Source organism: Streptomyces sp. NBC_01506 (assembly GCF_045040295.1).
Lineage (GTDB): Bacteria > Actinomycetota > Actinomycetes > Streptomycetales > Streptomycetaceae > Streptomyces.
Genome location: NZ_CP109422.1, coordinates 8,698,788 through 8,722,756 on the forward strand (window position 1 = coordinate 8,698,788; position 23,969 = coordinate 8,722,756).

At 73.0% G+C, this 23,969-nt stretch carries 21 protein-coding genes; 18 read left to right on the forward strand and 3 right to left on the reverse strand.

Features of this window, described 5'->3' with window-relative positions; translation table 11 throughout:
• Window positions 1–5: 5 nt before the first annotated feature.
• The 3 genes from mvk to OG329_RS39050 all read right to left on the reverse strand — a co-directional run bounded on the left by mvk (window position 6) and on the right by OG329_RS39050 (window position 2,433).
• Window positions 6–998 carry a mevalonate kinase gene (gene mvk / locus OG329_RS39040; RefSeq protein ID WP_405791564.1) on the reverse strand — a complete coding sequence of 331 codons (993 nt, stop codon included), beginning with the start codon at window positions 996–998 and terminating at the stop codon, window positions 6–8.
• A gap of 623 nt (window positions 999–1,621) precedes the next feature.
• Window positions 1,622–1,807 carry a hypothetical protein gene (locus OG329_RS39045; RefSeq protein WP_405791563.1) on the reverse strand — a complete coding sequence of 62 codons (186 nt, stop codon included), beginning with the start codon at window positions 1,805–1,807 and terminating at the stop codon, window positions 1,622–1,624.
• Window positions 1,804–2,433 carry a hypothetical protein gene (locus tag OG329_RS39050; protein WP_405791561.1) on the reverse strand — a complete coding sequence of 210 codons (630 nt, stop codon included), beginning with the start codon at window positions 2,431–2,433 and terminating at the stop codon, window positions 1,804–1,806. Before OG329_RS39050 ends, OG329_RS39045 begins: the two co-directional genes overlap by 4 nt.
• A gap of 523 nt (window positions 2,434–2,956) precedes the next feature.
• Between OG329_RS39050 and OG329_RS39055 the strand changes: the two genes are divergently transcribed.
• The 18 genes from OG329_RS39055 (at window position 2,957) to OG329_RS39140 (ending at window position 23,848) form a co-directional block, all read left to right on the forward strand.
• Window positions 2,957–4,951 carry an FAD/NAD(P)-binding protein gene (locus OG329_RS39055; RefSeq protein ID WP_405801600.1) on the forward strand — a complete coding sequence of 665 codons (1,995 nt, stop codon included), beginning with the start codon at window positions 2,957–2,959 and terminating at the stop codon, window positions 4,949–4,951.
• 814 nt (window positions 4,952–5,765) lie between these two features.
• Window positions 5,766–7,310 carry an NAD(P)/FAD-dependent oxidoreductase gene (locus OG329_RS39060; protein ID WP_405791559.1) on the forward strand — a complete coding sequence of 515 codons (1,545 nt, stop codon included), beginning with the start codon at window positions 5,766–5,768 and terminating at the stop codon, window positions 7,308–7,310.
• A gap of 310 nt (window positions 7,311–7,620) precedes the next feature.
• Window positions 7,621–9,354 (forward strand): cytochrome bc complex cytochrome b subunit, encoded by a 1,734-nt coding sequence (locus OG329_RS39065; RefSeq protein ID WP_405791557.1) that lies wholly within the window; start codon window positions 7,621–7,623, stop codon window positions 9,352–9,354.
• A gap of 100 nt (window positions 9,355–9,454) precedes the next feature.
• Window positions 9,455–9,820 (forward strand): DUF3099 domain-containing protein, encoded by a 366-nt coding sequence (locus OG329_RS39070; protein ID WP_405791555.1) that lies wholly within the window; start codon window positions 9,455–9,457, stop codon window positions 9,818–9,820.
• A 523-nt stretch (window positions 9,821–10,343) separates the two neighbouring features.
• On the forward strand, window positions 10,344–11,369 hold the full coding sequence (locus tag OG329_RS39075) for a type III polyketide synthase (protein ID WP_405791553.1): 1,026 nt from the start codon (window positions 10,344–10,346) through the stop codon (window positions 11,367–11,369).
• On the forward strand, window positions 11,366–11,923 hold the full coding sequence (locus OG329_RS39080) for a cupin domain-containing protein (RefSeq protein ID WP_405791552.1): 558 nt from the start codon (window positions 11,366–11,368) through the stop codon (window positions 11,921–11,923). Before OG329_RS39075 ends, OG329_RS39080 begins: the two co-directional genes overlap by 4 nt.
• A gap of 5 nt (window positions 11,924–11,928) precedes the next feature.
• On the forward strand, window positions 11,929–13,068 hold the full coding sequence (locus OG329_RS39085) for a DegT/DnrJ/EryC1/StrS family aminotransferase (protein WP_405791550.1): 1,140 nt from the start codon (window positions 11,929–11,931) through the stop codon (window positions 13,066–13,068).
• A gap of 127 nt (window positions 13,069–13,195) precedes the next feature.
• Window positions 13,196–14,782 carry an AMP-binding protein gene (locus OG329_RS39090; RefSeq protein WP_405791548.1) on the forward strand — a complete coding sequence of 529 codons (1,587 nt, stop codon included), beginning with the start codon at window positions 13,196–13,198 and terminating at the stop codon, window positions 14,780–14,782.
• Window positions 14,779–15,501 (forward strand): AAA family ATPase, encoded by a 723-nt coding sequence (locus OG329_RS39095; protein ID WP_405791546.1) that lies wholly within the window; start codon window positions 14,779–14,781, stop codon window positions 15,499–15,501. The genes OG329_RS39090 and OG329_RS39095 overlap by 4 nt, the downstream gene beginning before the upstream one ends.
• A gap of 72 nt (window positions 15,502–15,573) precedes the next feature.
• Window positions 15,574–16,197: a flavodoxin family protein gene (locus tag OG329_RS39100; protein ID WP_405791544.1), complete on the forward strand. Its 624-nt coding sequence runs from the start codon at window positions 15,574–15,576 to the stop codon at window positions 16,195–16,197.
• Window position 16,198: 1 nt separating this feature from the next.
• On the forward strand, window positions 16,199–16,630 hold the full coding sequence (locus OG329_RS39105) for a nuclear transport factor 2 family protein (protein WP_405791542.1): 432 nt from the start codon (window positions 16,199–16,201) through the stop codon (window positions 16,628–16,630).
• Between the two features lie 11 nt (window positions 16,631–16,641).
• The gene (locus OG329_RS39110; RefSeq protein ID WP_405791540.1) at window positions 16,642–17,640 is read left to right on the forward strand and encodes an AvrD family protein; all 999 of its coding nucleotides are present in this window, start codon (window positions 16,642–16,644) and stop codon (window positions 17,638–17,640) included.
• A gap of 27 nt (window positions 17,641–17,667) precedes the next feature.
• A complete protein-coding gene (locus tag OG329_RS39115; RefSeq protein WP_405791538.1) occupies window positions 17,668–18,693 on the forward strand; it encodes a beta-ketoacyl-ACP synthase III in 1,026 nt (341 codons plus the stop codon).
• Window positions 18,694–18,726: 33 nt separating this feature from the next.
• Window positions 18,727–18,975 (forward strand): acyl carrier protein, encoded by a 249-nt coding sequence (locus OG329_RS39120; protein ID WP_405791536.1) that lies wholly within the window; start codon window positions 18,727–18,729, stop codon window positions 18,973–18,975.
• 139 nt (window positions 18,976–19,114) lie between these two features.
• Window positions 19,115–20,188, forward strand: coding sequence for a polyprenyl synthetase family protein (locus OG329_RS39125; RefSeq protein ID WP_405791534.1), 1,074 nt, complete (start codon window positions 19,115–19,117; stop codon window positions 20,186–20,188).
• Window positions 20,189–20,249: 61 nt separating this feature from the next.
• Window positions 20,250–20,999, forward strand: coding sequence for a helix-turn-helix transcriptional regulator (locus OG329_RS39130; protein ID WP_405801594.1), 750 nt, complete (start codon window positions 20,250–20,252; stop codon window positions 20,997–20,999).
• 55 nt (window positions 21,000–21,054) lie between these two features.
• Window positions 21,055–22,347, forward strand: a complete 1,293-nt coding sequence (locus OG329_RS39135) for a cation:proton antiporter (RefSeq protein ID WP_405791528.1) — start codon at window positions 21,055–21,057, stop codon at window positions 22,345–22,347.
• A 106-nt stretch (window positions 22,348–22,453) separates the two neighbouring features.
• Entirely contained in the window at window positions 22,454–23,848 is a 1,395-nt protein-coding gene (locus tag OG329_RS39140) for an MFS transporter (protein WP_405791526.1), read from the forward strand.
• The last annotated feature ends 121 nt before the right edge of the window (window positions 23,849–23,969 follow it).

Sequence of the window (23,969 nt, forward strand, 5' to 3'; positions counted from 1 at the left end):
GGCTCTCAGGCCCCCTTCAGCGGCAGGACCCACGTCTGTACGGCTCCGGCCTCGTGCAGCCGCCGGGTGACCTCCCGGGCGTGCTGCGGCCCGGTCAGGGCGATCAGGCAGCCGCCCAGACCGCCTCCGGTGATCTTCGCTCCGAGACTGCCCGCCCCGAGCGCGGCCCTGACCAGCTCGTCTATCGCGCCGGTACTGAGACCGGCCGCCCGCATCAGTTCGTGATAGTCCGTCAGCCGGGCGCCGAGCTGCGCCGCCCTGCCGCCGGCGAGATCCGCCGCTCCCGCCTCGGTCAGCTCCCTCGCGCGGCCCACGAACCTCTCGCGCGCCCCGGGGCGGTGCCCGAACCGCTCACCGAGCATGGCGACCGCTTCCTTGGTGCTGCCCGCGACACCGCTGTCCGCGATGATGAACAGCCCCTCGCAGCCGATGCCCAGATCCCGGCTCTCGCCGCCCTGGAACAGCAGCGGGCGCGCCGCGCCGACCGCCACGGCGTCGACACCGCTGGCCCGCCCGTGCGCCATGTTCTCGGCCGTCTGCACCAGCGCGAACGCCTCGCCCGGCGTCAGTTCGCGGCCGAAGAGATCGGCGAGGGCGAAGGCGATCGCGCGGGAACTCGCCGCGCTGGACCCCAGCCCCCGGCCGGGCGGGATCGTCCCGTCGAGGATCACGTCGAAGTGCGCCCCGCCTCCCACGCCCATACGCGCCAGGAACTCCTCCGTCAGCCGGCGCAGCCCGTCGGAGGCCTGCGTCACCAGCGCCCTGGAGGGGGAACCGGTCATCGTGAACGACAGGGCGCCCGCGCTGTCGGACGTACGGGAGGACCACGCGGCGCTCGCGGTGACGGTGAGCTGCGGGATCGGCAGCGCGAGCGCCGGGGCGCCGTAGACGACCGCGTGCTCCCCCAGCAAGATGGCCTTGGCATGGGCGCGGCCGATACCGACCGAGCGGGTCCGGCCGCTTTCCGGCACCCCCTCCACCGAGGTCGGAAGAGTCAACGCACTCAGCTCCCTTTGTCTTGTCTGCATGGAGACCGCACCGTCGAAAGCGCTGGGAAACGAATGGAGCCGCACCCCGTACGGCCTCCCGCGCCGCGGGGGCGGACCGCACACGGCGGCACACACGGCGGCACACACGGCGCCCGGCGCGCGCGGGAGCCGGCGCGCGGACACCGGCGGGCGCCGCGGGGCGGGCGGGGTTTCGTGAGCACCGGGACGGCCGTCACCCGCGCGCGGCGCAAGGGGTGTTGTACGGGGCGCGGGCCGGGCCGCAAGGTGTGACGCACACCGGGCGGGCAGCCGGGCCGGCCTGCGGGAAGGCTGCCGTACGCGCGGGGACCGGGCCTGCCGCGCGGGAACTTCCGGGCAGGGTGGACGTGGGGAGATAGTGACACGGGGGAGCCCGCACGCCAACCGCGCCCCGAAGTGACCTGTGTCACTGAAGGCGGGGCCCCTCGCGCACCGCGCCGCGAGGGGCACCCGCGCACGGGCACCGCGGGCCGCGCGGGCCAACACCGGTGCGGCCGGGGGGACTTCGGCCGCCCGCCGCGACCGCCCCGCCCCCTGCCCCTGCCGGTGGCGGTGCCTGTGTGCGTGCCGGTGTGCGTGCCGGTGTCGCGGGGTCATGGCCGGCGCCGGCGGGCGATCTCCGTGAGTTCCTCGATGTCGAACTCCGAGCGGCGGTGCGGCGCGCCGTAGCGGGTGATCTTCCCGCGGCTCACCCACTTGCGGATGGTCGCCTCGGACACCCCCACGGCGAGCGCGGCCACCTTCGTGGGGACGAGCCGGTGGCTCGGTGGTCTGATCACGCGTCGACGCCCCTTCGCTGCCGTTCCATGAGCTCCCGGAGACCGAGCCACTCGCGTATTTCCCACGAATGCCCCGAGGAGCAGGTAATGCTGCCGCCTCGCGCACCGGCGCCGCCGCGGGGCAGGGCACTGATCGTTCCCGGGCAGTTGTCCACGACACACTTTCTGATGAGCGCGTGGAGATCACTGGGGTCGGGGTCGATCGTCCGGCGCAGTTCAACGACGATGCTCTCGATTTCATCCGCAAAGTCGACCGCCGGGGACTGGGCGGTGAGCCATCCCAGATGGTGCGTGAGAAACCGCGCCAGATGAGGAACCGTACGGGGCGGGGCGGTCGTTCCGAGTTTCTCCACGACCATGCCCGACCATGATTCGAGAATGGCGAAGATGTGATGACGGGCATCGAGAACCGAGATGTCCAGGTGATCCCACTTCCGGGAGCCCGAAACCTTGGTCGGGTTCGTCTGCCTGACGGTCGGTGACACCTGGTGCAGGCACTCCTGGTGCAGACCGGGGAGCGCGCGCAGACCGCGTTCCACCCGCCCGACGCAGGGGGCGCAGAGGACGGACCCGGCGGCGGCACGGTTTTTTTGAGTATGGCTTCTCGGGCATGGGTGAAACTTCATCGAAGCTCCTTCATGAGGGCGGCGCGCCCCGCAACCGCTGTTCAATCACATGGTTTTCCCGTGCCGATTGCGGAAGTTAACTCAGTGCTTTCCTGTCGGTGGGCGTCCGTATCTGCGGGGGAACTCCATATTCCGCTCTCTGTGTCCTGGTCCGGTTAGTCAGGTGCGAGTCCCGGCGGGCAGTGCCAATTACACCGGCCGGCGGCTCGAGTCCCGATACAGCCTCGTTCGGGGCCGGCTTGCGCCGGCACCGCGGGCACACGTACCGCCCGCGCCCCTCAAGTCGGCTTCCACCCGGAACCGAGCCTTGGTAGAGCGCCTGCCTCGACGGTGGCGGAAGGAAGGAGGCACTGTGGACGGTACGCACGGAGGCGAACGCGCAGTAAGCGGCCGACTCGTCGCGGGACCGCCGGTGACGGCGGACGCTCAGTTCCCCCCGCAGGAGCCATCGTCACCCGGCCACCCGGCCACCACCCGCGCACCGGCCCCGCCGGCCGGTGACGCCACGTCAGCACACCTGGAGGTGTGTCTCGTCGGCGCCGGACCCCGGGGCCTGTCCGTGCTGGAACGGCTCTGCGCGCAGGAACGGAAGTCGCCCCGCTGGGACACCGTCACCGTGCATGTCGTCGATCCCGACCCGCCGGGCCCGGGACGGGTATGGCGCTGCGCGCAGTCCCGGCACCTGCTGATGAACACCGTCGCCTCCCAGGTCACGGTGTTCACCGACGCCAGCGTGCGCATCGACGGCCCGCTGGAGGAGGGGCCGAGCCTCTACGAGTGGGCCAAGACCCTGGAGCCGGGCCCCCGCACCCCGCCCGCCCCGCCCACCGCGGGCACACCCGCCCCGCACGCCGCCCGCGAGGACGTCCTCGCCGAGGCACGCGCCCTGGGCCCCGACGTCTACCCCACCCGCGCGCTCTACGGCCGCTACCTGGCCTGGGCGTTCCAGCGGGTCGTCGCGAACGCCGCCGCCCACGTGAGGGTACGCACGCACCGCGTACGGGCCGTCGCCCTCAAGGACGCGGGCACCCCCGGCGCCGGGACCCAGACGGTCGTACTCGAGGACGGCACCCGCCTGGCCGGCCTGTCCGCGGTCGTCCTGGCCCAGGGCCACGTACCGGTACGGCCCACCGCCACCGAACGGCGGCTGGCCGCCTTCGCCGCCCGGCACGCCCTGACCTACCTGGCCCCCGCCAACCCGGCCGACGCGGACCTGTCGGGCATCCGCCCCGGCCAGAGCGTGCTGCTGCGCGGACTGGGGCTCAACTTCTTCGACTACATGGCCCTGTTCACCCACGGCCGCGGCGGCGTCTTCACCCGCACCGCCGGCCGCCTGGTCTACCGGGCCTCCGGCCGCGAGCCGCGCCTGTACGCGGGCTCCCGGCGCGGCGTGCCCTACCAGGCGCGCGGCGAGAACGAGAAGGGCGCCCACGGACGCTACTTCCCCCGGCTGCTGACCGCCGGCCACATCGAGGCACTGCGCGCCCGGGGCGCGGCCGTCGACTTCGCCGCCGACCTGTGGCCGCTGATCTCCAGGGAGGTGTGCGGCGTCTACTACACGGCCCTGCTCGCCGCCCGCGGCGAACCCGGCCCGGCCCGCGAGGAGTTCACCGAACGCTACCTGCGCACCGCACCGGGCCCGGACCAGGACCGGCTCCTCGACGAGGCCGGGATCGGCACGGCCGAACGCTGGGACTGGCAGCGCGTCGCCCGCCCCTACGACACCCGCGCCCTGCGCGACCTGGCCTCCTTCCGCGACTGGCTGCGCGGCCACCTCGACCAGGACCTCGCCCTGGCCCGCCAGGGCAACGTCAGCGGACCGGTCAAGGCCGCACTCGACGTCCTGCGCGACCTGCGCAACGAGGTGCGCCTGGCCGTCGACCACGCCGGCCTGAGCGCCGCGTCCCACCGCGACGACCTCGAACGCTGCTACACACCGCTCAACGCGTATCTGTCCATCGGCCCCCCGCCCTCACGCATCGAGGAGATGGCCGCGCTCATGGACGCGGGCATCCTGGAGGTGACCGGCCCCGGACTCGACATCACCGCCCAGGAGCACGACCCGCTCGGCCCCTGCTTCACCGCCACCTCGAGCCGGATACCGGACGTACGGGTACGGGCCACCGCACTCATCGAGGCCCGCCTGCCCGAGATCGACCTGCGCCGCACCGCCGACCCCCTGATGAGACAGATGCTGCGCACCGGTCAGTGCCGCCCGTACCGCATCACCCACGACGGCGACGGGGACGGTTCGGGTTACGAGACCGGCGGCCTCGCCGTGTCCCCGCGGCCCTACCACCTGATCGACGCCCGGGGCGTGCCGCACCCCCGGCGCTTCGCCTACGGGGTCCCCACCGAGTCCGTGCACTGGGTGACCGCCGCCGGCATCAGACCCGGCGTCGGCTCGGTCACCATCGAGGACTCCGACGCCATCGCGGCGGCGGTCCTCGCCGTCCCACGACAGCAGCCCACGCCCCGCGTCCCGCTCACGGCCCCGGGCACGAAGACGGACGCCTGAGCCCCCGGGGTCACCGTCCGCGCGTACGGCCACCGGCACACCGCCGGCGGCCGCACACGCCGCCCCCTCACCCCGCACGGCGACTCCCGCCCCGGCCCAAGCCCCGCCCGGTCGGCGCCCCGCGCCGTACAGTCCGCCACCGGCCGGCGCGGGTGTTCACCGCGCCGTACGGCACCAGGCACCGCCCCCCCCGGCCCAAGTCCCGCCCGAACCCTGCCGATCGCCGTCCTGGCCACCGGCGGACAGCCCGCCACCGGGCGGGTCCCGACCGGCCACCGGCCCGCCGGGTACTCGCCGCGCCGTGCGGCACGAGGCGCCGCTGTCCCGGCCCGAACCCTGCCAAGTCCCGCCCAGGTCCGCCCGGTCGGCGGCCCGCGCCGTACAGCTCGCCGCCGGTCCCGGCCGACCCGGGGTGTTCACCGCGCCGTACGGCACAGGGCACCGCCGGCCCGTCCCGGCCCAAGTCCCCCGGCCGGAGCCGCGTCCGGGCAGGACGAGGCCGGGGAACCATTGACCCGGGCCGCGCGGCCCCCGGCCGGGTGCCTGCCGCGCCGTGCGGCCCGAACCCCGCCAAGTCCCGCCCGCGGCCGGCCGGTCCGCGGCCCGGGCCGTACAGCTCGCCGCGCCGCCGGGGGAGGACCGCCCCGTCTCCCCGCCCCCGCACCCGGCCCGGGTTCCCGTGGTGGCGCTCGAGGGCTCCTCGTGGGCGCCTCGACGTTCACTCGAGGCCCCGGCCCCCGGCGGTGCGAACCCTCCCGCCCGCACGGCCGCGCCCCGCATGATGCAACCACAACACACGGGGAAGGCGGGCGACTTGAGCCGGGACGCGGGTGGCAGCGGCGGGGGCAGGGGCGGTCACGGTCATGCCGTGGTCGTCGGCTCGGGCCTCGCCGGGCTCACCGCGGCGCGCGCCCTGGCCAACTTCATGGACCGGGTCACCGTGATCGAGCGCGACTGGGTGCCCCCCGGCCCCGCCCGGCGCCCGGGAGTGCCCCAGGCACGGCACACCCACAGCCTCATGACAGCCGCCCAGCGGGGCCTGGAGCAGTTGTTCCCCGGTATCGGCCAGGACCTGACCGGCGCCGGAGCGGTACGGGTGCGGATGCCCCGGGACATGCTGCTCCTGGGTCCGGGCGGCTGGCTGCCCCGGTTCGACTCGCACCTGTCGATGCTCAGCGCCGGCCGCGACCTGATCGACTCGGTGATACGCCAGCGGCTGCGCGCCGACCCCGCGGTGGCCTTCCTCCCCGGGCACGAGGTCGTCGCCCTGAACCCCGGCCGCCACGACACCGTCACCGGCGTATGGGCACGCCGGCGCGACCGCGCGGCGCCCGGCGGACGGGCCGCCGCGCACCTGATACCGGCCGACTTCGTCGTCGACGCCACCGGACGCGGCTCACACGCCCCGAAGTGGCTCGCCGAACTCGGCTACGAGCCCCCTGGCGAAACGGTGGCCGGTGCCCGTACCGCGGTCGCCACCGCCGTGTTCGCCCCGCCCGTCGGCCATGTCGCCGACTGGAAGGCCCTGTTGCTCATGCCCTCGGCCGCCGACCGGTCCCAGGGCACCCTCAACCCCATCGAGGGCGGCCGCTGGTCGGTGTCGCTGTGCGCCGGCGACGGCATGCGCCCGCCCGCCGACCACCAGGAGCTGCTGGACGCCGCGGGCGCCCTGCGCCACCCCCTGCTGCGCGAGGTCCTGGACGCCGCCACCCCGCTGGGCCCCGTCTACCGCTGGACGCGCACCGGCAACCGCTGGCGCCACTACGAGAAACTGCGCCGCTGGCCCGACCAGTTCCTCGTCGTCGGCGACGCCCTCGCCGTCCTCGACCCGGCCCACGGCCAGGGCATGACCACCGCGGTGCAGTGCGCCCTGGTCCTGGACCACCTGCTCGCCGGACACGGCACGGCCATCGGCCTCGGCCACCGCATGCGCCGGGCCCTCGCCCACCAACTGGCCCCCGCCTGGCGCACGAGCACCCGCGAACTGCGCGCGGCACAGGGGGATAAGGACCCGCGGGCCCCGGGCCGCGCCGAACGGCTCGGCAGGCGCTTCGCGGCCCGGATCGCCACCGCCGCGAGCACCGACACGAACGCGGCGACACTGCTGCTCGAACGGCTGCAGAGCGCCTCCCCGCCCGCCGCCGCGCTGCGGCCGAGGGCGCTGCGGGCGGCACTGCGCCGCCCGCACGCCCCGGCCCCGGCCCCGGCCGCGCCCCCCAGCACCACCCACGGCCCCGACACCCGCCGGCGCCGCCCCGCCACCGCCGTGTCCACCGGCTCCGCCCGGCGCACACCCACCACCCCGCCGCCACCGCAGCCGCCGGCCACCACCCCGGCCCGCGACCCGCACCGGCCGTGAACCGGCGTACGCGCCCCCCTGAGCCGCCCCCGCCCGCCGTACACCCGCGAACATGGCCGGGAATCAGCCCTGTTACGCCCCCCGGTGGCCGAAACACCCCGGCACCTCGTAACTCGCTCAAGAACCAGTCCAGTTGGACCGGGCCCCGGCCCGCAGAGGTTGTCCGCCCGCGCCGCGCGTCGATAGCGTTCCCACTGATCCAGGGCACAGGCCCGCCCGCGCCGCGGCGGACCGCCTGGACCAACGACCGCTCGCCGGCCGGACCGGGTGTGCCTGTCACGGCCGGCGGCGATGGGGAGGGCGCGCGGGTATGAGCACGACCGGAACGGCCCCGCAGGGCTCACGGACCGAGACACCGAAGGGTGAGCGGGTCGCCGACTGGGCGGACGGGCGGCTGGGGCTCTACCAGTTCCGGTTTCTGATCCGCAAGGTGTTCCCCGAACACTGGTCGTTCATGTTCGGCGAGATCGCGCTCTACAGCTTCATCATCCTGCTGCTCACCGGGACCTGGCTCACCTTCTTCTTCGACCCCAGCATGGCCGAGACCGTCTACGACGGCCCCTACGTCCCGCTCCAGGGCGTGCTGATGTCGGAGGCGTACGCCTCCACCGTCGAGATCAGCTTCGAGATACGCGGCGGCCTGCTCATCCGCCAGCTCCACCACTGGTCCGCCCTGATCATGATCGGCGCCCTGTGCCTGCACACCCTGCGGCACTTCCTCACCGGCTCCTTCCGCAAGCCGCGCGAGGCCAACTGGCTGATCGGCTTCACGATGCTGATCCTGGTCACCCTCGAGGGCTTCTTCGGCTACTCGCTCCCCGACGACCTGCTCTCGGGCACCGGCGTGCGCATCGCCTCGGGCGTCACCCTCGCCGTCCCGGTGCTCGGCACCTACGCCCACATGCTCCTGTTCGGCGGCGAGTTCCCCGGAACCGAAGTCGTCACCCGGCTCTACCCCGTACACATCCTGCTGCTGCCCGCACTCATCTTCATCCTGCTCACCGTCCACCTGATCCTGGTCTTCTACCACAAGCACACCCAGTTCCGCGGGCCCGGCCGCACCGAGAACAACGTCGTCGGCGAACCCCTGGTGCCCAACTACACGGCCAAGGCGGGCGGCTTCTTCTTCCTGGTCTTCGGTGTCCTCGCGCTCCTCGCGGGCATCGCCCAGATCAACCCCGTGTGGGTCTACGGGCCCTTCCGCTCCGACCAGATCTCCCAGGGCTCCCAGCCCGACTGGTACATGGGCTTCCTCGAAGGCGCCCTGCGGGCCATGCCCGCCTGGGAGTTCGTCATACCGGGCGGCTACACCGTCAACATGGGCGCCCTGATACCGGCCGTCGTCGTGCCCACACTGATGATCGCGGTGATCGGCCTGTGGCCGTTCCTGGAAGCCTGGGTCACCGGCGACAGACGCGAACACCACCTCCTGGACCGGCCGCGCGACCACCCCACACGCACCGCGTTCGGCATCGCCTTCGTCGCCCTGTACCTGGTGCTGTTCTTCGGCGGCGCCAACGACATCCTCGCCGAACGCCTCCATCTGTCCCTGAACACGATCACCTGGGCCGTACGCATCGGGATCTTCCTCGTCCCGGCACTGACCTACATCATCACCAAACGGCTCTGCCTGGGCCTCCAGCGCCGCGACCGCGACAAAATCCTGCACGGCCGCGAGAGCGGCAGGATCAGAAGGCTGCCGCACGGCGAGTTCGTCGAGGTCCACGAGCCCCTGGACCCCGGACAGCGCTACGCGCTGCTGTCCCGGCAGGACTACGAGCCGATGCCCGAGCCCGTGGCCGAACACGACGGCGTGCCCCGCCCGCGCGCCCGCACCCAGGTCCTGCGCCACCGCCTCAGCCGCTGGCTGTACGGCGGGAACATCGAAAAACCGGCACCCCGGGAGCTGGAGCAGGCCCACGAGCACACCGCCCACACACCCGACGGCTCCTTGGGCCCGTCCGACGGCCACGACGGGCACAGCGGCCCCGCCGTGCCCCGCCCCGCCACCGAACGGGAACGGGAGCCGGGCCAACTGCGCTGACCCGGCGCGGCGTCCGCCGCGATCCGGACCGGACCGGGCCGGGGGGCCGGCCCGTCCCGGCCGGCCGGCGCCCCTTGCCGCAGTGCCCACGAAAGGCCCGATGAGCCCAGCACCGCGGCCCGGCGCGCCCCGGCCCCAGTCCGTCACCGGGGCCCGCCCCGGCCTGACCCAGGACCTGCGCGCCCGTCAGCGCCGTTACATCACGGCCATGCTGGTGCGCACCGCCTGTGTGCTGGTGATGGCCGCCACCTGGAACCGCTGGCCCGTCCTCGCCGTCTGCGCCCTGACCGGCGGGGTCGTCATCCCCTACGCCGCGGTGGTCGCCGCCCAGGCCGGGTGGCCCCAGCGGCGCGGTACGCGGTCCGCGCCGGCACGCACCGCCCCCGCCCCGGCCGCCCGTGCCGTACTGGAACCCACCCTGATCCTGCCGCCCGAACCCGGCACGGCGCCGCACCCCGGCACCTGACCCGCACCCCCGCACAGACCGCCCGGCACGAACCGCCCGGCACCCGGCCGCGCGGGCGGGAGAACTCCCGTCCCCGCGCCCCCGGTTGACGCCGGTTGACGTGATCCACGTCACTTCACGGTGCTCTTGGCGCGCACGTGACGGCCGTGTCACTATTTGAGCAAGCTCCCCCTGCCCAAAACCTGCCGTGCGGCAGCGGGTTGAGTGTCCACCCCCCCGTACAGGCGAACCGGGTCCGTGCCGGACACGCCCTGTACCCGGGCGGCCCTGTGCCCCGGCGGAACAACCGTCCGGCGCCCGCAGGGGCCTTCGCGCGACGCGTCCCGCCCCACACCTCACCCGCAACCCCGCCCCCGGGCCCCGGCCTTTCGGCGCGGGGTCCCACGCGCGCGTCCGCGGGCGGCACCCGCCCGACGAGCACCGGGGCTCTTCCCGTACAGAAGGCAGACTCTACAGAGAGCGGACCCCAGATATGCCAAGGCTATGCAAGCCCGCGGTGCATGCGCCGGAACACGTCATCACGATGGAAGAGACTCTGGAATTCGCCCGAAGCGCCCACGACGGAAAGCCGCAGCTTCCGCTGGCGCTGCGGCTGATCCGCAACACAGGGGTGCAGAAACGGCATCTGGTGCAGCCGATCGAGAAGACGCTGCGCCATCCGGGCCTGACGGAACGCAACCGTATCTACGAGATCGAATCCAAGAAGCGCTGCCCCCAGGTCGTCGAACAGGCCCTTCAGAACGCCGATATGACGGCACGTGACATCGACGCGATCATCTACGTGTCGTGCACCGGATTCCTGATGCCCTCACTCACCGCGTGGCTGATCAACACACTCGGATTCCGCTCCGACACCCGCCAGATACCCATCGCGCAACTGGGGTGCGCCGCCGGCGGCGCGGCGATCAACCGCGCGCACGACTTCTGCCTGGCCCACCCGGGCAACAACGTCCTGATCGTCGCGTGCGAGCTGTGCTCACTGTGCTACCAGCCCGACGCCGACGACATCGGCTCGCTGCTGTCCGACGGGCTGTTCGGCGACGCGGTCGCCGCCGCCGTGGTGCGCGGCAGCGGCGGCACCGGCATCGAGCTGGAGCGCAACGCCTCCTACCTCATCCCCCACACCGAGGACTGGATCTCCTACTCGGTGCGCGACACCGGCTTCCACTTCCAGTTGGACCGCCGGGTGCCCGGGACGATGGAACCGCTCGCCCCGGTGCTGCGGGAGTTCGCCAAGGACCACAGCTGGGACATCGGCAGCCTCGACTTCTACATCGTGCACGCCGGCGGCCCGCGGATCCTGGACGATCTCGCCAAGTTCCTCGACGTCGACCGTGAGGTGTTCCGGCACAGTTGGGCGACGCTGACCGAGTACGGGAACATCGCCAGCGCCGTCGTGCTCGACGCGGCGCGCCGGCTGTTCGAGCAGGACACCCCCCGGCCCGAGGCCACCGGTCTGATCGCGGGCTTCGGTCCCGGCATCACCGCGGAGATGGCGCTGGGCCGCTGGGGCGCCGACGCCCCGGCGCGACTGGGCAAGGCCGCATGAGCGGCGTCGTCCTGCCGCCCGGCCAGGGGCGCAGGCTGATCACGAAGGCGCAGGAAGTGACCTTCAAGGCGACGAAGGCGCAGGGTTCGGCCGTGTCGATCTTCGAGGTGGTCGTGCCGCCCGGCTTCGACGTCGGGGCCCATGTCCACCGCGACTCGCAGGAATTCTTCTACGTCCTTCAAGGCGAGCTGCAGCTCATGGCGTTCGAGCCGCAGGAACGCACCGGCCAGTCCTGGCAGGACTGGCGGTCCCCGCAGGGGGACCGGGTGATCCGGGCGACCGAGGGCGCGTGCATGTTCGTTCCCCCCGGAACCCCGCACGCGTTCAAAAACGCCTCCGACGCACCGGCACGCATGCTGTTCCAGTGCTTCCCCTCGCCGTACCACGAGCTGTACTTCGAGGAGATCGCGGAGATCTGGGCGTCCGGCGAGACGGTCGACCCCCGGGCCGTGGAGCGGATGCGCCGGCGTTACGACGTCGACCAGCTCACACCGCTTCGCTACGACCCTCCCGCCCTCCTTCCCACCCGGCCGGCGACCGAGCACGGAGTGTGAGCCAGATGAACGCGACGGACACGATTCCCCTGGTGCGCGCGAGCCTGGGCGAGCGCGAACTGGCCGCGGTGGCCGAGGTGTTCACCTCCGGCTGGCCGGCCGGCCAGGGCCCGCAGGGCACCGGGCTGGAGGCCGAGCTGACGCGGCGTTACGCGGCCGGCGGCGCGGTCGCGGTGAGCAACTGCGGCGCGGCGCTGCACCTGGCCATGCTCGCGCTCGGCGTGGCACCCGGCGACGAGGTGATCGTCGCCGACTACACCTTCCCGGCCCCCGCCCACGCGGTGCGCTACGTCGGTGCCACCCCGGTGACGGCCGACGTGCGCGCGGACACCGGGACCGTCGACCCGCAGGCGGTCGCGGACCTCATCGGCCCGCGGACCGTGGGCGTGATCGCGGTCGACACACTGGGACTGCCCGCGGACTACGCGCAGTTGAAGGCGGTCACCGACCGGCACGGGCTGTTCCTCGTCGAGGACGCCGCCTGCGCGGTCGGCGCCACCTACCAGGGCCGCGAGGCGGGCGCGCTGGCCCCGGTGGCCTGTCTGTCCTTCCACGGGCGCAAGGGGGCCACCAGCGGTGAGGGCGGGGCGCTGATCGCCACCGACCCGGCGGTCGCCCGCGACGCGCGCATGCGCTCCTCGTTCGGCATCGGCAGCATCTTCGACCAGGCGCAGATCGTCGGCCTGCCCGTGCCGGAGTTCACCGAGATCGGCTACAACTTCAAACTGTCCGACATCGCCGCGGCGATCCTGCGGGTGCAGCTCGGGCGGACCGGCGAACTCCTCCAGCGCCGCCGCGCCGTCGCCGCACGCTACGGCGAACTCCTGGCCGGCGAGGAACTGCTGAGCGTGCCGCACGTGCCCGCGGACCGCACCCACGCCTGGCAGTCCTACCCGGTGACCCTTGACGCGGGCGTGGACCGCGCGAAGGTCGCCACCGACCTGCGCGCGGCGGGCATCGGCTGCGGGCACGGCGCCTGGGCCACCCATCTGCAGCCGGTGTTCGCCACGAAGCACACCTGCCCCGTCTCCGCGGATCTCTTCCGCCGCACCCTGGCCATACCCATGCACGCCGAACTGAGCATGGACCAGGTCGAACGGGTCGTACGGGTGCTGCGCACCGCGCTGCGCGCCCACGCGTCCTGAAGGCCCCGGCGCCGCACAGCACACACCCCCGCACCCGGCCCGGTCGCACCCGCCCCCCACCGGAATTCGCGCCCCGTGCGCCCTGCGCCGCCGACCCCGCGAGGCGCCCGAGAAGGAGACAGTGCCCATGAAGGGCTCGACAGCCTACACATCCATACAAAAACGCGGTCTTCACATCGGCCTGCTGCCGGAGATGGCCGCGGCCGTGAACGCGTCGACGCCGATCACCCTGGACCACGACCTGGACGTCCTGCCCGAGGCGGGACGCCGGCTGACCGTGGCCCAGTACGCCGGCCACGTGGCCGACCTGGCGGCCCGCCTGTGGGCGGCCGGGGTGCGCCCCGACGAACACGTCGTGATCCACAAGAGCGCCAACGCCGACATCTGGATGCTCGCCGCCGCCGCGTCACGGGTGGGAGCGGTCGTCGTGATGCTCTCACCCGCCCTGGACGCGGTGACCGTCGGCGCCCTGATCGAGCGGGTGGACCACCCCAACCTGCTCACCGACACACGCACGCTCGACGCCCTGGCCGAGCTGCCGCTCGCGGACCTGACCCGGCGGGTGATCACCGCGGACGGCGACCGCCCCGGAGCACTGTCCCTGACCTCCCTGGCCGGCGCACCGCCGGTGCGCCCGGTGGTACGCCCCATCGACGCGCCCGCCGTGATCACCCACACCTCCGGCACCACCGGGATCCCCAAACTCGTGGTCCACACACCGCGCACCCAGGGCATCCGCCTGCTGCCGCAGTGGCGGCTGCTGGCCCTGATGCGCAAGAAGGAAACCGTCGCGATCCATATCCCCTTCGTGCACTCGCGGATGGTCGCGGCGATGTCCCTGGCACTGCTCAAACAGTTCCCGGTCCTGCTCATGCGCGACTCCGACCCCGCCGCCGTCGCCGAGCGGTTCATCGAACACCGGCCCGTGTTCGTCGAAGCGCTTCCCAACTCACTGATGGAGTGGGAAGAACTCGCCGACGACCCGCGCGCCCCGTTCGGCTCGGTGAAGGTCTTCAGCAGCACCTTCGACGCGATCCACCCCGGCACGATGAGCCGCCTCCTCAAGGCGTCCGACCGGCGCGGCGCCCTGTTCTTCCAGATCTACGGGCAGAGCGAGGTCGGCCCGGCCGTCGGCCGCGCCTACTTCCGCAACTCCGCCCACAAGGCCAACGGGCGCTGCGTCGGCTGGGCCATGCCCAAGGGCGCCGCGCGGATCCGGGTGGTCGGCCGGGACGGCCAACCCCCCTCCGAGGCCAACCCCGGCTTCATCGAGGTCGCGTGGGCCGGACTGGCCAAGACCTACTTCGCCGAGCAGGAGCGCTACGACACCAACCGCGACGGCGACTGGTGGCGCACCGGGGACGTCGGCTACCGCACCCGGCTGGGCTGCCTGCACATGCTCGACCGCGAGATCGACATGATCCCCGGCGTACGCAGCTCCCTGCAGATCGAGGACGTCGTCCTGAGCCAGCTGAACGAACTGAGCGAACTGGTCGTCGTCCAGGGCCCGGACGGCGGACCGGTCCCGGTCATCTGCACCGTCGACGACAAACCCCTTGACCCCGCCCGCTGGGCCACGGCCGCCGCCGCCTTCCCCCAACTGGCCGCCCCCGTCCAGATCCCGCAGGCCGAGCTTCCCCGCACCGCCACGCTGAAGGTCCAGCGCCTCGCGCTGGCCCGGCGCCTGAAGCAACAGCCCCGGGACCCCTCATGAAACTGGCCGTGTCCGGCACCTACTCCTCCGGCAAGACCTCCACGGTGATGGCCCTGTCGCACTACACCGGCATCCCGCGGACCCTGGCCCGTACGATCCGCGAGATCATGCCCGAAGCCCTGCCGGGCCTGCGCCTGGCGGAGGTGACACCCGCACAGTTCCTCCAGCTCACGATGCGCCGCCACACCGGCCGCGCCGTCCAGGAAGCCCTGCTGGGCGACGACTTCATCTCCGACGGGTCCTCCCTCCAGGAGTGGCTGTACGGGGCGGGGCGGCTCATCCACGGAATGAACCCGAACGCCACCGCGCACCGGCAGGACGGCCGCCCGGCCCCCGGCGACAGCGCCGGCGACCAGGAGATGGTCTTCTTCGGCAAGGTCGTCGAGCAGTACGGACAGGCGTTCAAGCAGCACGTGAAGAACACCTACGACGCCTACGTCCACCTGCGGCACGAACTGCCCCTGGCGGCCGACGGACACCGGCCGATGAACAGCCGGTTCCGCGCGACCATCGACACGATGCTGCTGGCGACGCTGGACGAACTGAAGATCCCCTACCACGTGGTCGGCGGCACCATGGACGAGCGCCTGGAGACCATCACGGCGATCTTCGGCCTCACCCCCGTCATGAGTACGGGCCGGGCCGTGGAACTGGCCCGCCGCGACTACGCCCGCCAGGACTTCCGCCTGGAGACCGACCGGGCCCCCGCCCGCACCTGACCCACCGCCCGCCCGCACCGGTGGTGCGGCCACGCCCGCCCCCGCCTCCGGGAGAACAGGGGAACAACCACGATGGACACCCCGCCCGCAATCGCCATTGCCCACCACTCCGGCAGGGGCCACACCGACGTCCTGGCCCGCTCGGTCAAAGCCGGCGCCGAAGCCGCCGGGGCCACGGTCACCCTGGTCGGCGTCGGCACCATGACCGACGCCAAGTGGGAAAGCCTCGACACCGCCGACGCGATCGTCTTCGGATCCCCGACCTACATGGGCTCGGCCTCGGGGAAGTTCCACACCTTCGCCGAGTCGACCAACAAACGCTGGGCGGCCAAGGCATGGCGGGACAAACTCGGCTCCGGATTCACCACCGGCGCCTGCAAGGCCGGCGACAAGCACTCCACACTCGCCTACTTCGCGACCCTCGGCGCCCAGCACCAGATGACCTGGATCAACCTCGGCCTGCTCCCCGGCTGGCACCTCAGCCACGAGAGCGAGAACGACCTGAACCGGCTCGGGTACTTCAACGGCGCCGCGGGCACCACACCCGGCGACCTGCCCGTCGACGCCGTGCACAAGGCCGACATCGCCACGGCCGAATACCTCGGTGACCGCGTCGCCCGGCACACCGCGATCTTCCTCGCCGGACGCCGGGCCCTGGGAATCGGCACCGGCACCGGCACCGGCGGGAAGAGCTGACATGACGAGAGCACAGACAGCACAGACAGCACAGGCCCACTCCACCCGCACCACCCTCGACGCGTTCCTCGACCGATTCGGCTCCGGCGACATACCGGGCGTACTCGCCCTGTTCGCCGGCACGGTGGACTTCCGCGTCGACGGCAGCCCCAACGTGCCCTGGACGGGCACCCGCTCGCGCCCGGATCAGATCGCCGCGTTCTTCGCACTCCTGCCCACCGTCCTGACACCGCCGGAAAGCTTCACCGTCCACACCCGCGTCGTCGACGGACACGACGCGGTCCTCACGGCCCACGGCGTCTTCGGTGTCCTGGCCACCGGAAAGAAGTTCACCAACCGCTACGCCCTGCACCTGCGCGTCGAGGACGGCCTGATCACCCGCTACCACATGTACGAGGACAGCCACGCGATCGCCCGAGCCTTCGCCGACTGAGGAGCACCCCTGTGCACCGCCCGTTACACGCGTCCATCGACGACGTCCTGGGACCGCGCGACAGCCGGTTCCTCGGCGAGGGCTTCAAACGCGTCGAGCACGCCCTGAGCCACCTCGCCATCACGCCGGGAGCCGACGGCGCGGGGAGCATCGAAGCCACCGCCCACCTCACCATCCCCGGCCTGTGGTCACGCAAGGGCGACCAGAGCCCCAGACCCCACCTGAGCACCATCGACGCGATGATCCTCGCCGCCCAGCTCACCGGCCTGTACGCGGCCCACACACTCGGCCTGCCGCCGCACGCCCACTTCGCCGTGCGGCAACTGGACATGAAGGCCGGATCCCGCCCCGACGAGGACGACCTCCAGGAGTTCCCGGTCAGCGCCCGCCTGGTGAGCACCGGGCCCGGCGGCGAACAGGGGCCGGCCACCACCATGGACTGCCGGATCGGATCACTGTCGGCCAGGGTCCACGCCGTGCACGGCACGGGCCACGGCCCCACCCGCTCCTCCCACGTCTACGACCGGGCCGACGAGCTGCCCGGCCCCTGGAACGACGCACCGTACGGCATCGCGCACCGGGCACGGAAACAACTGCTCACCCAGGTCGGCGTCAGCACCCGGGGCCCCGGCGACCCCACGGCCTCGGCCGACGTCACCCTGCCCGGCCACCGGGCGGGCCAGATCCCGCACGGCACCCCGGCCACCATGATCGACGCCTTCGCCGCCGTCCTGCAGCTCGGCCAGGTGCTGCTCTACACACTGGACGGCGTCGACCGCGCCGACAGCGCCAACCTGTGGATGCGCCGCACCCGCGTCACCACCGGCACCCCGCCCGGCCCCGCCCACGGCCCCGCGCGGGCCACGGCGTCCCTGGAACGGGCCAGGCTCCTGCCCTCACAGGCCGGCACCTGGCGCACGGCCGAGGTGACCGGCGCCCTGCACGCGGTGCGGATACAGGCCGGTGTCACCCATCTGCTCCCGGCCTCCTGGCACGGCAACGACCTTTGACCAGAAGAAAAATTTAGGGGGTGGACGATGGCCGCTCGCGCCGCCGTCCTGACGGGGCTGGGCGGCTATCTGCCGCCCCGCACGGTGACCAACGACGAACTGCCCCGCCAACTGGACACCAGCGACGAATGGATCCGCCGGCGCACCGGCATCCGCCAGCGCCACTGGGCCGGCCCCGGCGTGTCCACCGGCGACCTCGCCGTCGAAGCGGGCCACCGGGCACTGAGATCCGCGGCCCTGGGCACCGGGGACACCGTCGGCATGGTGATCGTCGCCACCACCACCCCCGACCACCCGTGCCCCGCCACCGCCCCCGACGTGGCCGCCCGCCTGGGCCTGGGCCAGGCGGCCGCCTTCGACCTGGCCGCCGGCTGCTCGGGCTTCGTCTACGCGCTGGCCACCGCCGCCGCCGCACTGACCGCCGGCCACGCCGAACACGCCCTGGTCATCGGCGCGGAGACCTTCTCCACCGTCCTGGACCCCGCCGACCGCACCACCGCGGTGATCTTCGGCGACGGCGCCGGCGCCGTCGTCCTGCGCGCCGGCACCCGCGACGAGCCCGGCGCCGTCCTGGCCGTGGACCTGGGAGCGGACGGCACCGGCAAGGACTTCGCGTCCATCCCCGGAGGCGGCGCCCGCGAACGCTCCCTGCGCCCCGAACCCAACCCGGACGACCGCTACCTGCGGATGCGCGGCAAGGAGATCTTCACCCACGCCGTCCACCGGATGGAACACTCCTCGGCCGCCGCGCTGGCCACCGTGGGCTGGCACGTCGATGAGGTCGACCACCTGGTGGGCCACCAGGCGAACCTGCGGATCCTGCACGCCCTGGCACGCCAACTGGGCATGGACCGACAGCGCGTGGTCTCCCACATCCAGCAGGCCGGCAACACCTCGGCCGCCTCCATCCCCCTCGCCCTGGCCGACGCCGCCGCCCGCCACCGCTTCCAGGCCCACGACCGGCTGCTGCTGACCGCCTTCGGCGCCGGACTGACCTGGGGCTCCGCCGCACTCACCTGGCCGGCCCCCACCCCCGGCCGGGCGCACCCCTGAACGAGCGCACCCCTTGAACGGAAAGGAACCACCATGACGACGCGTCACGCCGTACGGCCCGAGGGCGTACTGCACACCCTCACCACGAACTTCGAGGTCCCCGCCGGCACGACGGCCCACTCCGACTTCGCCGACCTCGACCTGGACTCCCTGGTCCTGATCGAACTCGCGGTCGTACTGAGGAAGCAGTACGGCGTCGAGGTGGCCGAACACGAACTGGCCACCGCCGGCACCGCCGCCAAGGTCGCCGAACTGCTGTCCGCGAAGGGCGCCAACGACTGACACCACCCGCGCCGCCCACCACGGGAGCGCGGGCGCACGCGGCCCGGCCCGTTACACGTCAACCGGCCGCAGGACAGACCCACCACGGCCCCCGCACCCCGCCCCGCGCCGCCCGCCCGCCCCGCCCAAGGAGACAGCCGTGACCACCGAAGCGACCCCCCTGCCCGGCACCGGTCAGCCCCCGGCCGCCCAGGTGCGCCGCGTCACCGACGACCTGCTGCGGCGCACCGAGCACCGGCTGCGCTCGTTCCTCACCGCCGAGCGCACCCACCGCGCCGCGGTGGACGAACGGGCCGCCACCGCCGTCGACGCGCTGTCCACCCTGGTCGCGGCCGGCGGCAAACGCATCCGCCCCGCCTTCTGTATCGCCGGCTACCTCGCCGCCGGCGGCGACCCGCACGACCCCGGCATCGTCGCCGCCGCCGCGGGCCTGGAGATGCTGCACGTCTCCGCCCTCGTCCACGACGACATCCTCGACGACTCCGGCCGACGCCGCGGACAGCCCACCGTGCACACCGTCTTCTCCGAACTGCACCAAACCCGCGGCTGGCAGGGCGAGTCACGCCGCTACGGCGAAGGCGTCGCCATCCTCGTCGGCGACCTCGCGCTCGTCTACTCGGACGAACTGATGACCCAGGCACCGCCGGCCCTGCTCACCGAATGGCACGCACTGCGCTCCGAAGTCCTCATCGGCCAGTACCTCGACGTCACCGCCGCCGCCGAGTTCTGCGTCGACCCCCAGCTCTCACGGCTGATCGCCCTGATCAAATCCGGCCGCTACACCATCCACCGCCCGCTGGTCATGGGCGCGAACGCGGCCCAACGGCCCGACCTCGCCGCCGCCTTCGCCACCTACGGCGAGGCGGTGGGCGAGGCGTTCCAGCTCCGCGACGACCTGCTGGACGCCTTCGGGGACTCCGCGCAGACCGGCAAACCCACCGGGCTCGACTTCTCCCAGCACAAGATGACCCTGCTGCTGGGATGGGCGATGCAGCGCGACGAACACATCCGCGCCCTGATCACCGAGCCCGGACACACCCCCGAGGAAGTACGCGCCCGCCTGCTCGACACCGGCGTCCCCCACAGCGTCGAACAGCACATCGCCGGCCTCGTCGAACGCGGCTGCGCCGCCCTCGCGCAGGCACCCGTCGCCCCCGCGTGGCGCGAGGAACTGACGGCCATGGCCGTACGCGCCGACCGCCGGACCAAGTGAGCCCCCGCCGCCTGCCGCAACCGGGCCGCGCCGGCGGCCACATGACCATCAGGAGCCCTCCATGGAGCACCTCGTGCGGCATGCCGTCACCACGATCCGCGAACGCTACCCGGAGCCGCTGAGCCTGGACGCGCTCGCCCAGAACGCCATGGTCAGCAAATACCACTTCCTGCGCGTGTTCAGCCGGGTCACCGGTGTCACACCGGGACGGTTCCTGACCGCCGTACGGCTCCAGGAGGCCAAACGCCTGCTGCTCAGCACCTCCCTCAACGTCGCCGACATCTCCGCGCGCGTCGGCTACAGCAGCACCGGCAGCTTCACCCGCCGCTTCACCGAACTGGTCGGGCTCCCGCCCACCCGCTACCGGCAGTTGTCCCTCGCGGCCCGCGACGCCACCCCCCGCCCCGCCCCGGTGCGGGCGGTGCGCGCCACCGGCACGGTGACCGGGGCACTGCGCACCGCCGGGGCCGTACTGCCCCCCGTCTACATCGGCGCCTTCGACAGCGCCATCCTCCAGGGCGCCGCCGCCTCCTGGACCAACGCCTGCGCACCCGGGCACTTCACACTCACCCGCATCCCCGCCGGCACCTGGTACATCCACGCCGTGGCCCGCGGCACACACCCCGCCCCCAGCAGCGGCCCGGCCGCCGCCGATCCGGATCTCACCCCGCTGACGGCCACCGTCGGCCCGGTGAGGGTCGAGGGCGACCGCGGACACCGGCTGGACATCACCCTGTCCCCGATGGACTGGACCCGCCCGCCGATCCTCTCCGCCCTGACGGGCCTCGCCCCCCGGCCGACGGCGGCATGAGCACCCGGGCCCGGCCCGGGGGAGAGACCGCAACGCGAAACGCAGAGGGGACCGCATGACCGCGCATCAGACCACGTCGCTTCTCCTCGGCCTCGCCGCCATCGTGCTCCTGGCCCGCCTGCTCGGCGCCCTGGCCCGGCGGATCGGCCAGCCGGCGGTGATGGGCGAAGTCCTCGCCGGCATCGCACTGGGACCGACCGCGCTGAACGGGGCCCTGTCCGACGCCCTGTTCCCGCACACCGTGCGCCCGCTGCTCAGCGCCCTGGCCGTCGTCGGAATCGCGGTCTTCATGTTCCTCGTCGGCCTGGAATGGGACGCGGCGATGATACGCGGCAGCGGAAGCCTCGCCGCCACCGTGTCACTCAGCTCCATCCTGCTGCCCTTCGGCCTCGGCGCACTCCTGGCCCTGCACCTGACGGACGACTACGGCACCGGCGACAGGACGGCGTTCATGCTCTTCATGGGCATCGCCATGTCGATCACCGCCTTCCCGGTACTGGCCCGCATCCTCACCGACCGCCACATGTCCCACACCCCCCTGGGCGTGGTGGCCCTGGCCTGCGCCTCCATCGACGACGTCCTGGCCTGGTCCCTGCTCGCCGCCGTGGTCGCCGTCAGCGGCTCGGCCGGCCCCGACCAGTGGCGCATCCTGCTCGCCCTGCCCTACCTGCTCGCCATGCTCTTCCTCCTGCGCCCCCTGCTGCGCCGCTTCACGGCCCGCCGGCCCGAACAACGCCTGACCCCGACCGTGTTCGCGTGCGTCCTGGCGGGCCTGCTGCTGTCCGCCGCCGCCACCGAATGGGTGGGACTGCACTACATCTTCGGCGCGTTCCTCTTCGGCGTGATCCTCCCGCGCACCGGCACCGAGCCCCTGCGCACCGAAGTCCACGACCGCCTGGGGCAGTTGACCGGCACCCTGCTGCTGCCGGTGTTCTTCCTGGTCGCCGGCCTCCAGGTCGACCTGTCGGGACTGGACCCGGGCGCCCTGGGAGCCCTGGGACTGATCCTGCTCGTGGCCGTCGGCGGCAAGTTCACCGGCGCGTTCCTCGGCGCCCGCGCGAACCGGATGCCGCCGCGGCAGTCCGCCGCGCTCGCCACGCTGATGAACACCCGCGGCCTGACCGAACTCATCGTCCTGAACGTGGGCCTGCAACTGGGCTTCCTCGGACAGGAGCTCTACTCCCTCATGGTCGTCATGGCCGTGATCACGACCGCGATGGCCGGCCCGCTGCTGAACTGGATCCTCGGCCGCCCCAAGGACGGCGGCCCGCCCGGCGAACCCGGCGAACCCGGCGAACCCGCGCACGGGGCGGGAAGCGTCACCACCACCGTCCAGGGCCGCGTCTGACACCCCGCCACCCCCCGCCGGGCACAACCCTGCCGGGCGCGTCGGCGGACGCCGTGGCACCGCCCGCGTACGTTCCACGTACCTCCGTCACGAAAGGGCCCGCCCCATGACCACGGACGCCCCGGCACAGATGGGCCCGCAGGAGTTCATCGACCACCGACCGATGAGCCGGCGGCAGTGGCTCATCGTGATACTGGGCCTGCTCATGATGGTGGCCGAGGGCCTGGACACCACCGTCGCCGCCTTCGTGTACCCCAGGATCGTCAAGGACTGGGACACCGACCTGAGCACCGTGACCGCCATCGTGACCCTGAGCGTCCTGGCGATGATCGCCGGCGGTGTGGCGGCCGGCCCGCTCGCCGACCGCTACGGACGCAAAGGCGTCACCGTCACCGGCATCGCCGTCTTCGGCCTGGGCACGGCCGGCATGGGACTCGCGCAGGGCGTCGGCGCCTTCGCCGGGCTGCGGATCGTCGCCTGCCTGGGACTGGGCGCCGTCCTGCCCACCGTGATGGCCCTCGTCGCGGACTGGACACCCGCCGCGCGCCGGGTCCAGATGGTCGCCCTGGCCTTCGCCGGAGTCACGGCCGGCACCACCCTCGGCGGACTCCTCGCCTCGGCCCTCATCCCCGCCCACGGCTGGCCCACCCTGCTGGCAGTGTGCGGAATCGTCCCCCTGCTGCTGATCGGGCCCGTGCTGCGGTACGTCCCGGAGTCCGTGAGCATCCTCACCGCCCGCCGGCGCCCCCCGGCCCAACTGCGCAAAGCCCTCGCCGCCGTCGCCGGCGAGAAGGACCTGTCCACCGTCGACTGGGACCGGAGCACCGCGGGGCACCGGCCGCGCTCCGCCCCGAAGGTCATCCTGTCGAGGGCCTTCGCCGCCACGACGGTCCTGCTGTGGCTGTGCTTCTTCCTGGTCCAGGGAGTGGTGTTCCTGATCCTCAGCTACCTGCCCCTGCTGGCCGAACGCACGGGCCTGACGGCCGCACAGGCCGCGCTGGCCGTCGCGGTGTTCGGCTGGGGCGGACTGACCGGACAACTGTCGGTGTCCTTCGCCCTCAAACGCCTGGACCGGTTCAAGACACTGACCGGCCTGTGGGCACTGAGCGCACTGGGCCTCGGGGCCGCCGCCCTGTGGGCCGTACAGTTCACCGCGCTGCTCGCCGCGGCGTTCGTCCTGGGACTGTGCCTGCCGGCGGCCAGCTCCGTACTCCAGGCGATCGCCGCGGTCGCCTACCCGCCGTCCGCCCGCGCCACCGGAATGAGCTGGGCCAACAGCGCGGGAAAGCTGGGCCCGGTGGTCAGCGGCCTGCTCGGCGGCATGATGGTCGACGCGGGCTGGACACTGGCCACGGTCCTGCTCGTCCTGGCCGCACCCGTGGGGATCGGCCTGCTGGCCACCCTGAGCCTGCGCGCCCGCGCCGGCGAACCGGGACCCTCACCGCGCCCCGGCCCCCGCCCGCTGCCGGCCTTCGTCCCCGAACGGCCGGGCCCCCACTGACCCGCCCCGCCCCCCGGTCCGCCGGGCCGGGGCCCCGCCCCGGCGGACCGGCGGCCCCTCACACACCGCCGAGGCCCACCGCGTCGCCGTCCACGGGCAGGTGTGACAGGCCGCCGGGACG

Coding starts and splice junctions, on each gene's coding strand:
- OG329_RS39050 (WP_405791561.1), bottom strand. CDS start 2,433: ATGAAGTTTCACCCATGCCCGAGAAGCCATACTCAAAAAAACCGTGCC.
- OG329_RS39065 (WP_405791557.1), top strand. CDS start 7,621: ATGAGCACGACCGGAACGGCCCCGCAGGGCTCACGGACCGAGACACCG.
- OG329_RS39070 (WP_405791555.1), top strand. CDS start 9,455: ATGAGCCCAGCACCGCGGCCCGGCGCGCCCCGGCCCCAGTCCGTCACC.
- OG329_RS39075 (WP_405791553.1), top strand. CDS start 10,344: ATGGAAGAGACTCTGGAATTCGCCCGAAGCGCCCACGACGGAAAGCCG.
- OG329_RS39080 (WP_405791552.1), top strand. CDS start 11,366: ATGAGCGGCGTCGTCCTGCCGCCCGGCCAGGGGCGCAGGCTGATCACG.
- OG329_RS39085 (WP_405791550.1), top strand. CDS start 11,929: ATGAACGCGACGGACACGATTCCCCTGGTGCGCGCGAGCCTGGGCGAG.
- OG329_RS39090 (WP_405791548.1), top strand. CDS start 13,196: ATGAAGGGCTCGACAGCCTACACATCCATACAAAAACGCGGTCTTCAC.
- OG329_RS39095 (WP_405791546.1), top strand. CDS start 14,779: ATGAAACTGGCCGTGTCCGGCACCTACTCCTCCGGCAAGACCTCCACG.
- OG329_RS39100 (WP_405791544.1), top strand. CDS start 15,574: ATGGACACCCCGCCCGCAATCGCCATTGCCCACCACTCCGGCAGGGGC.
- OG329_RS39105 (WP_405791542.1), top strand. CDS start 16,199: ATGACGAGAGCACAGACAGCACAGACAGCACAGGCCCACTCCACCCGC.
- OG329_RS39115 (WP_405791538.1), top strand. CDS start 17,668: ATGGCCGCTCGCGCCGCCGTCCTGACGGGGCTGGGCGGCTATCTGCCG.
- OG329_RS39120 (WP_405791536.1), top strand. CDS start 18,727: ATGACGACGCGTCACGCCGTACGGCCCGAGGGCGTACTGCACACCCTC.
- OG329_RS39130 (WP_405801594.1), top strand. CDS start 20,250: ATGGAGCACCTCGTGCGGCATGCCGTCACCACGATCCGCGAACGCTAC.
- OG329_RS39135 (WP_405791528.1), top strand. CDS start 21,055: ATGACCGCGCATCAGACCACGTCGCTTCTCCTCGGCCTCGCCGCCATC.
- OG329_RS39140 (WP_405791526.1), top strand. CDS start 22,454: ATGACCACGGACGCCCCGGCACAGATGGGCCCGCAGGAGTTCATCGAC.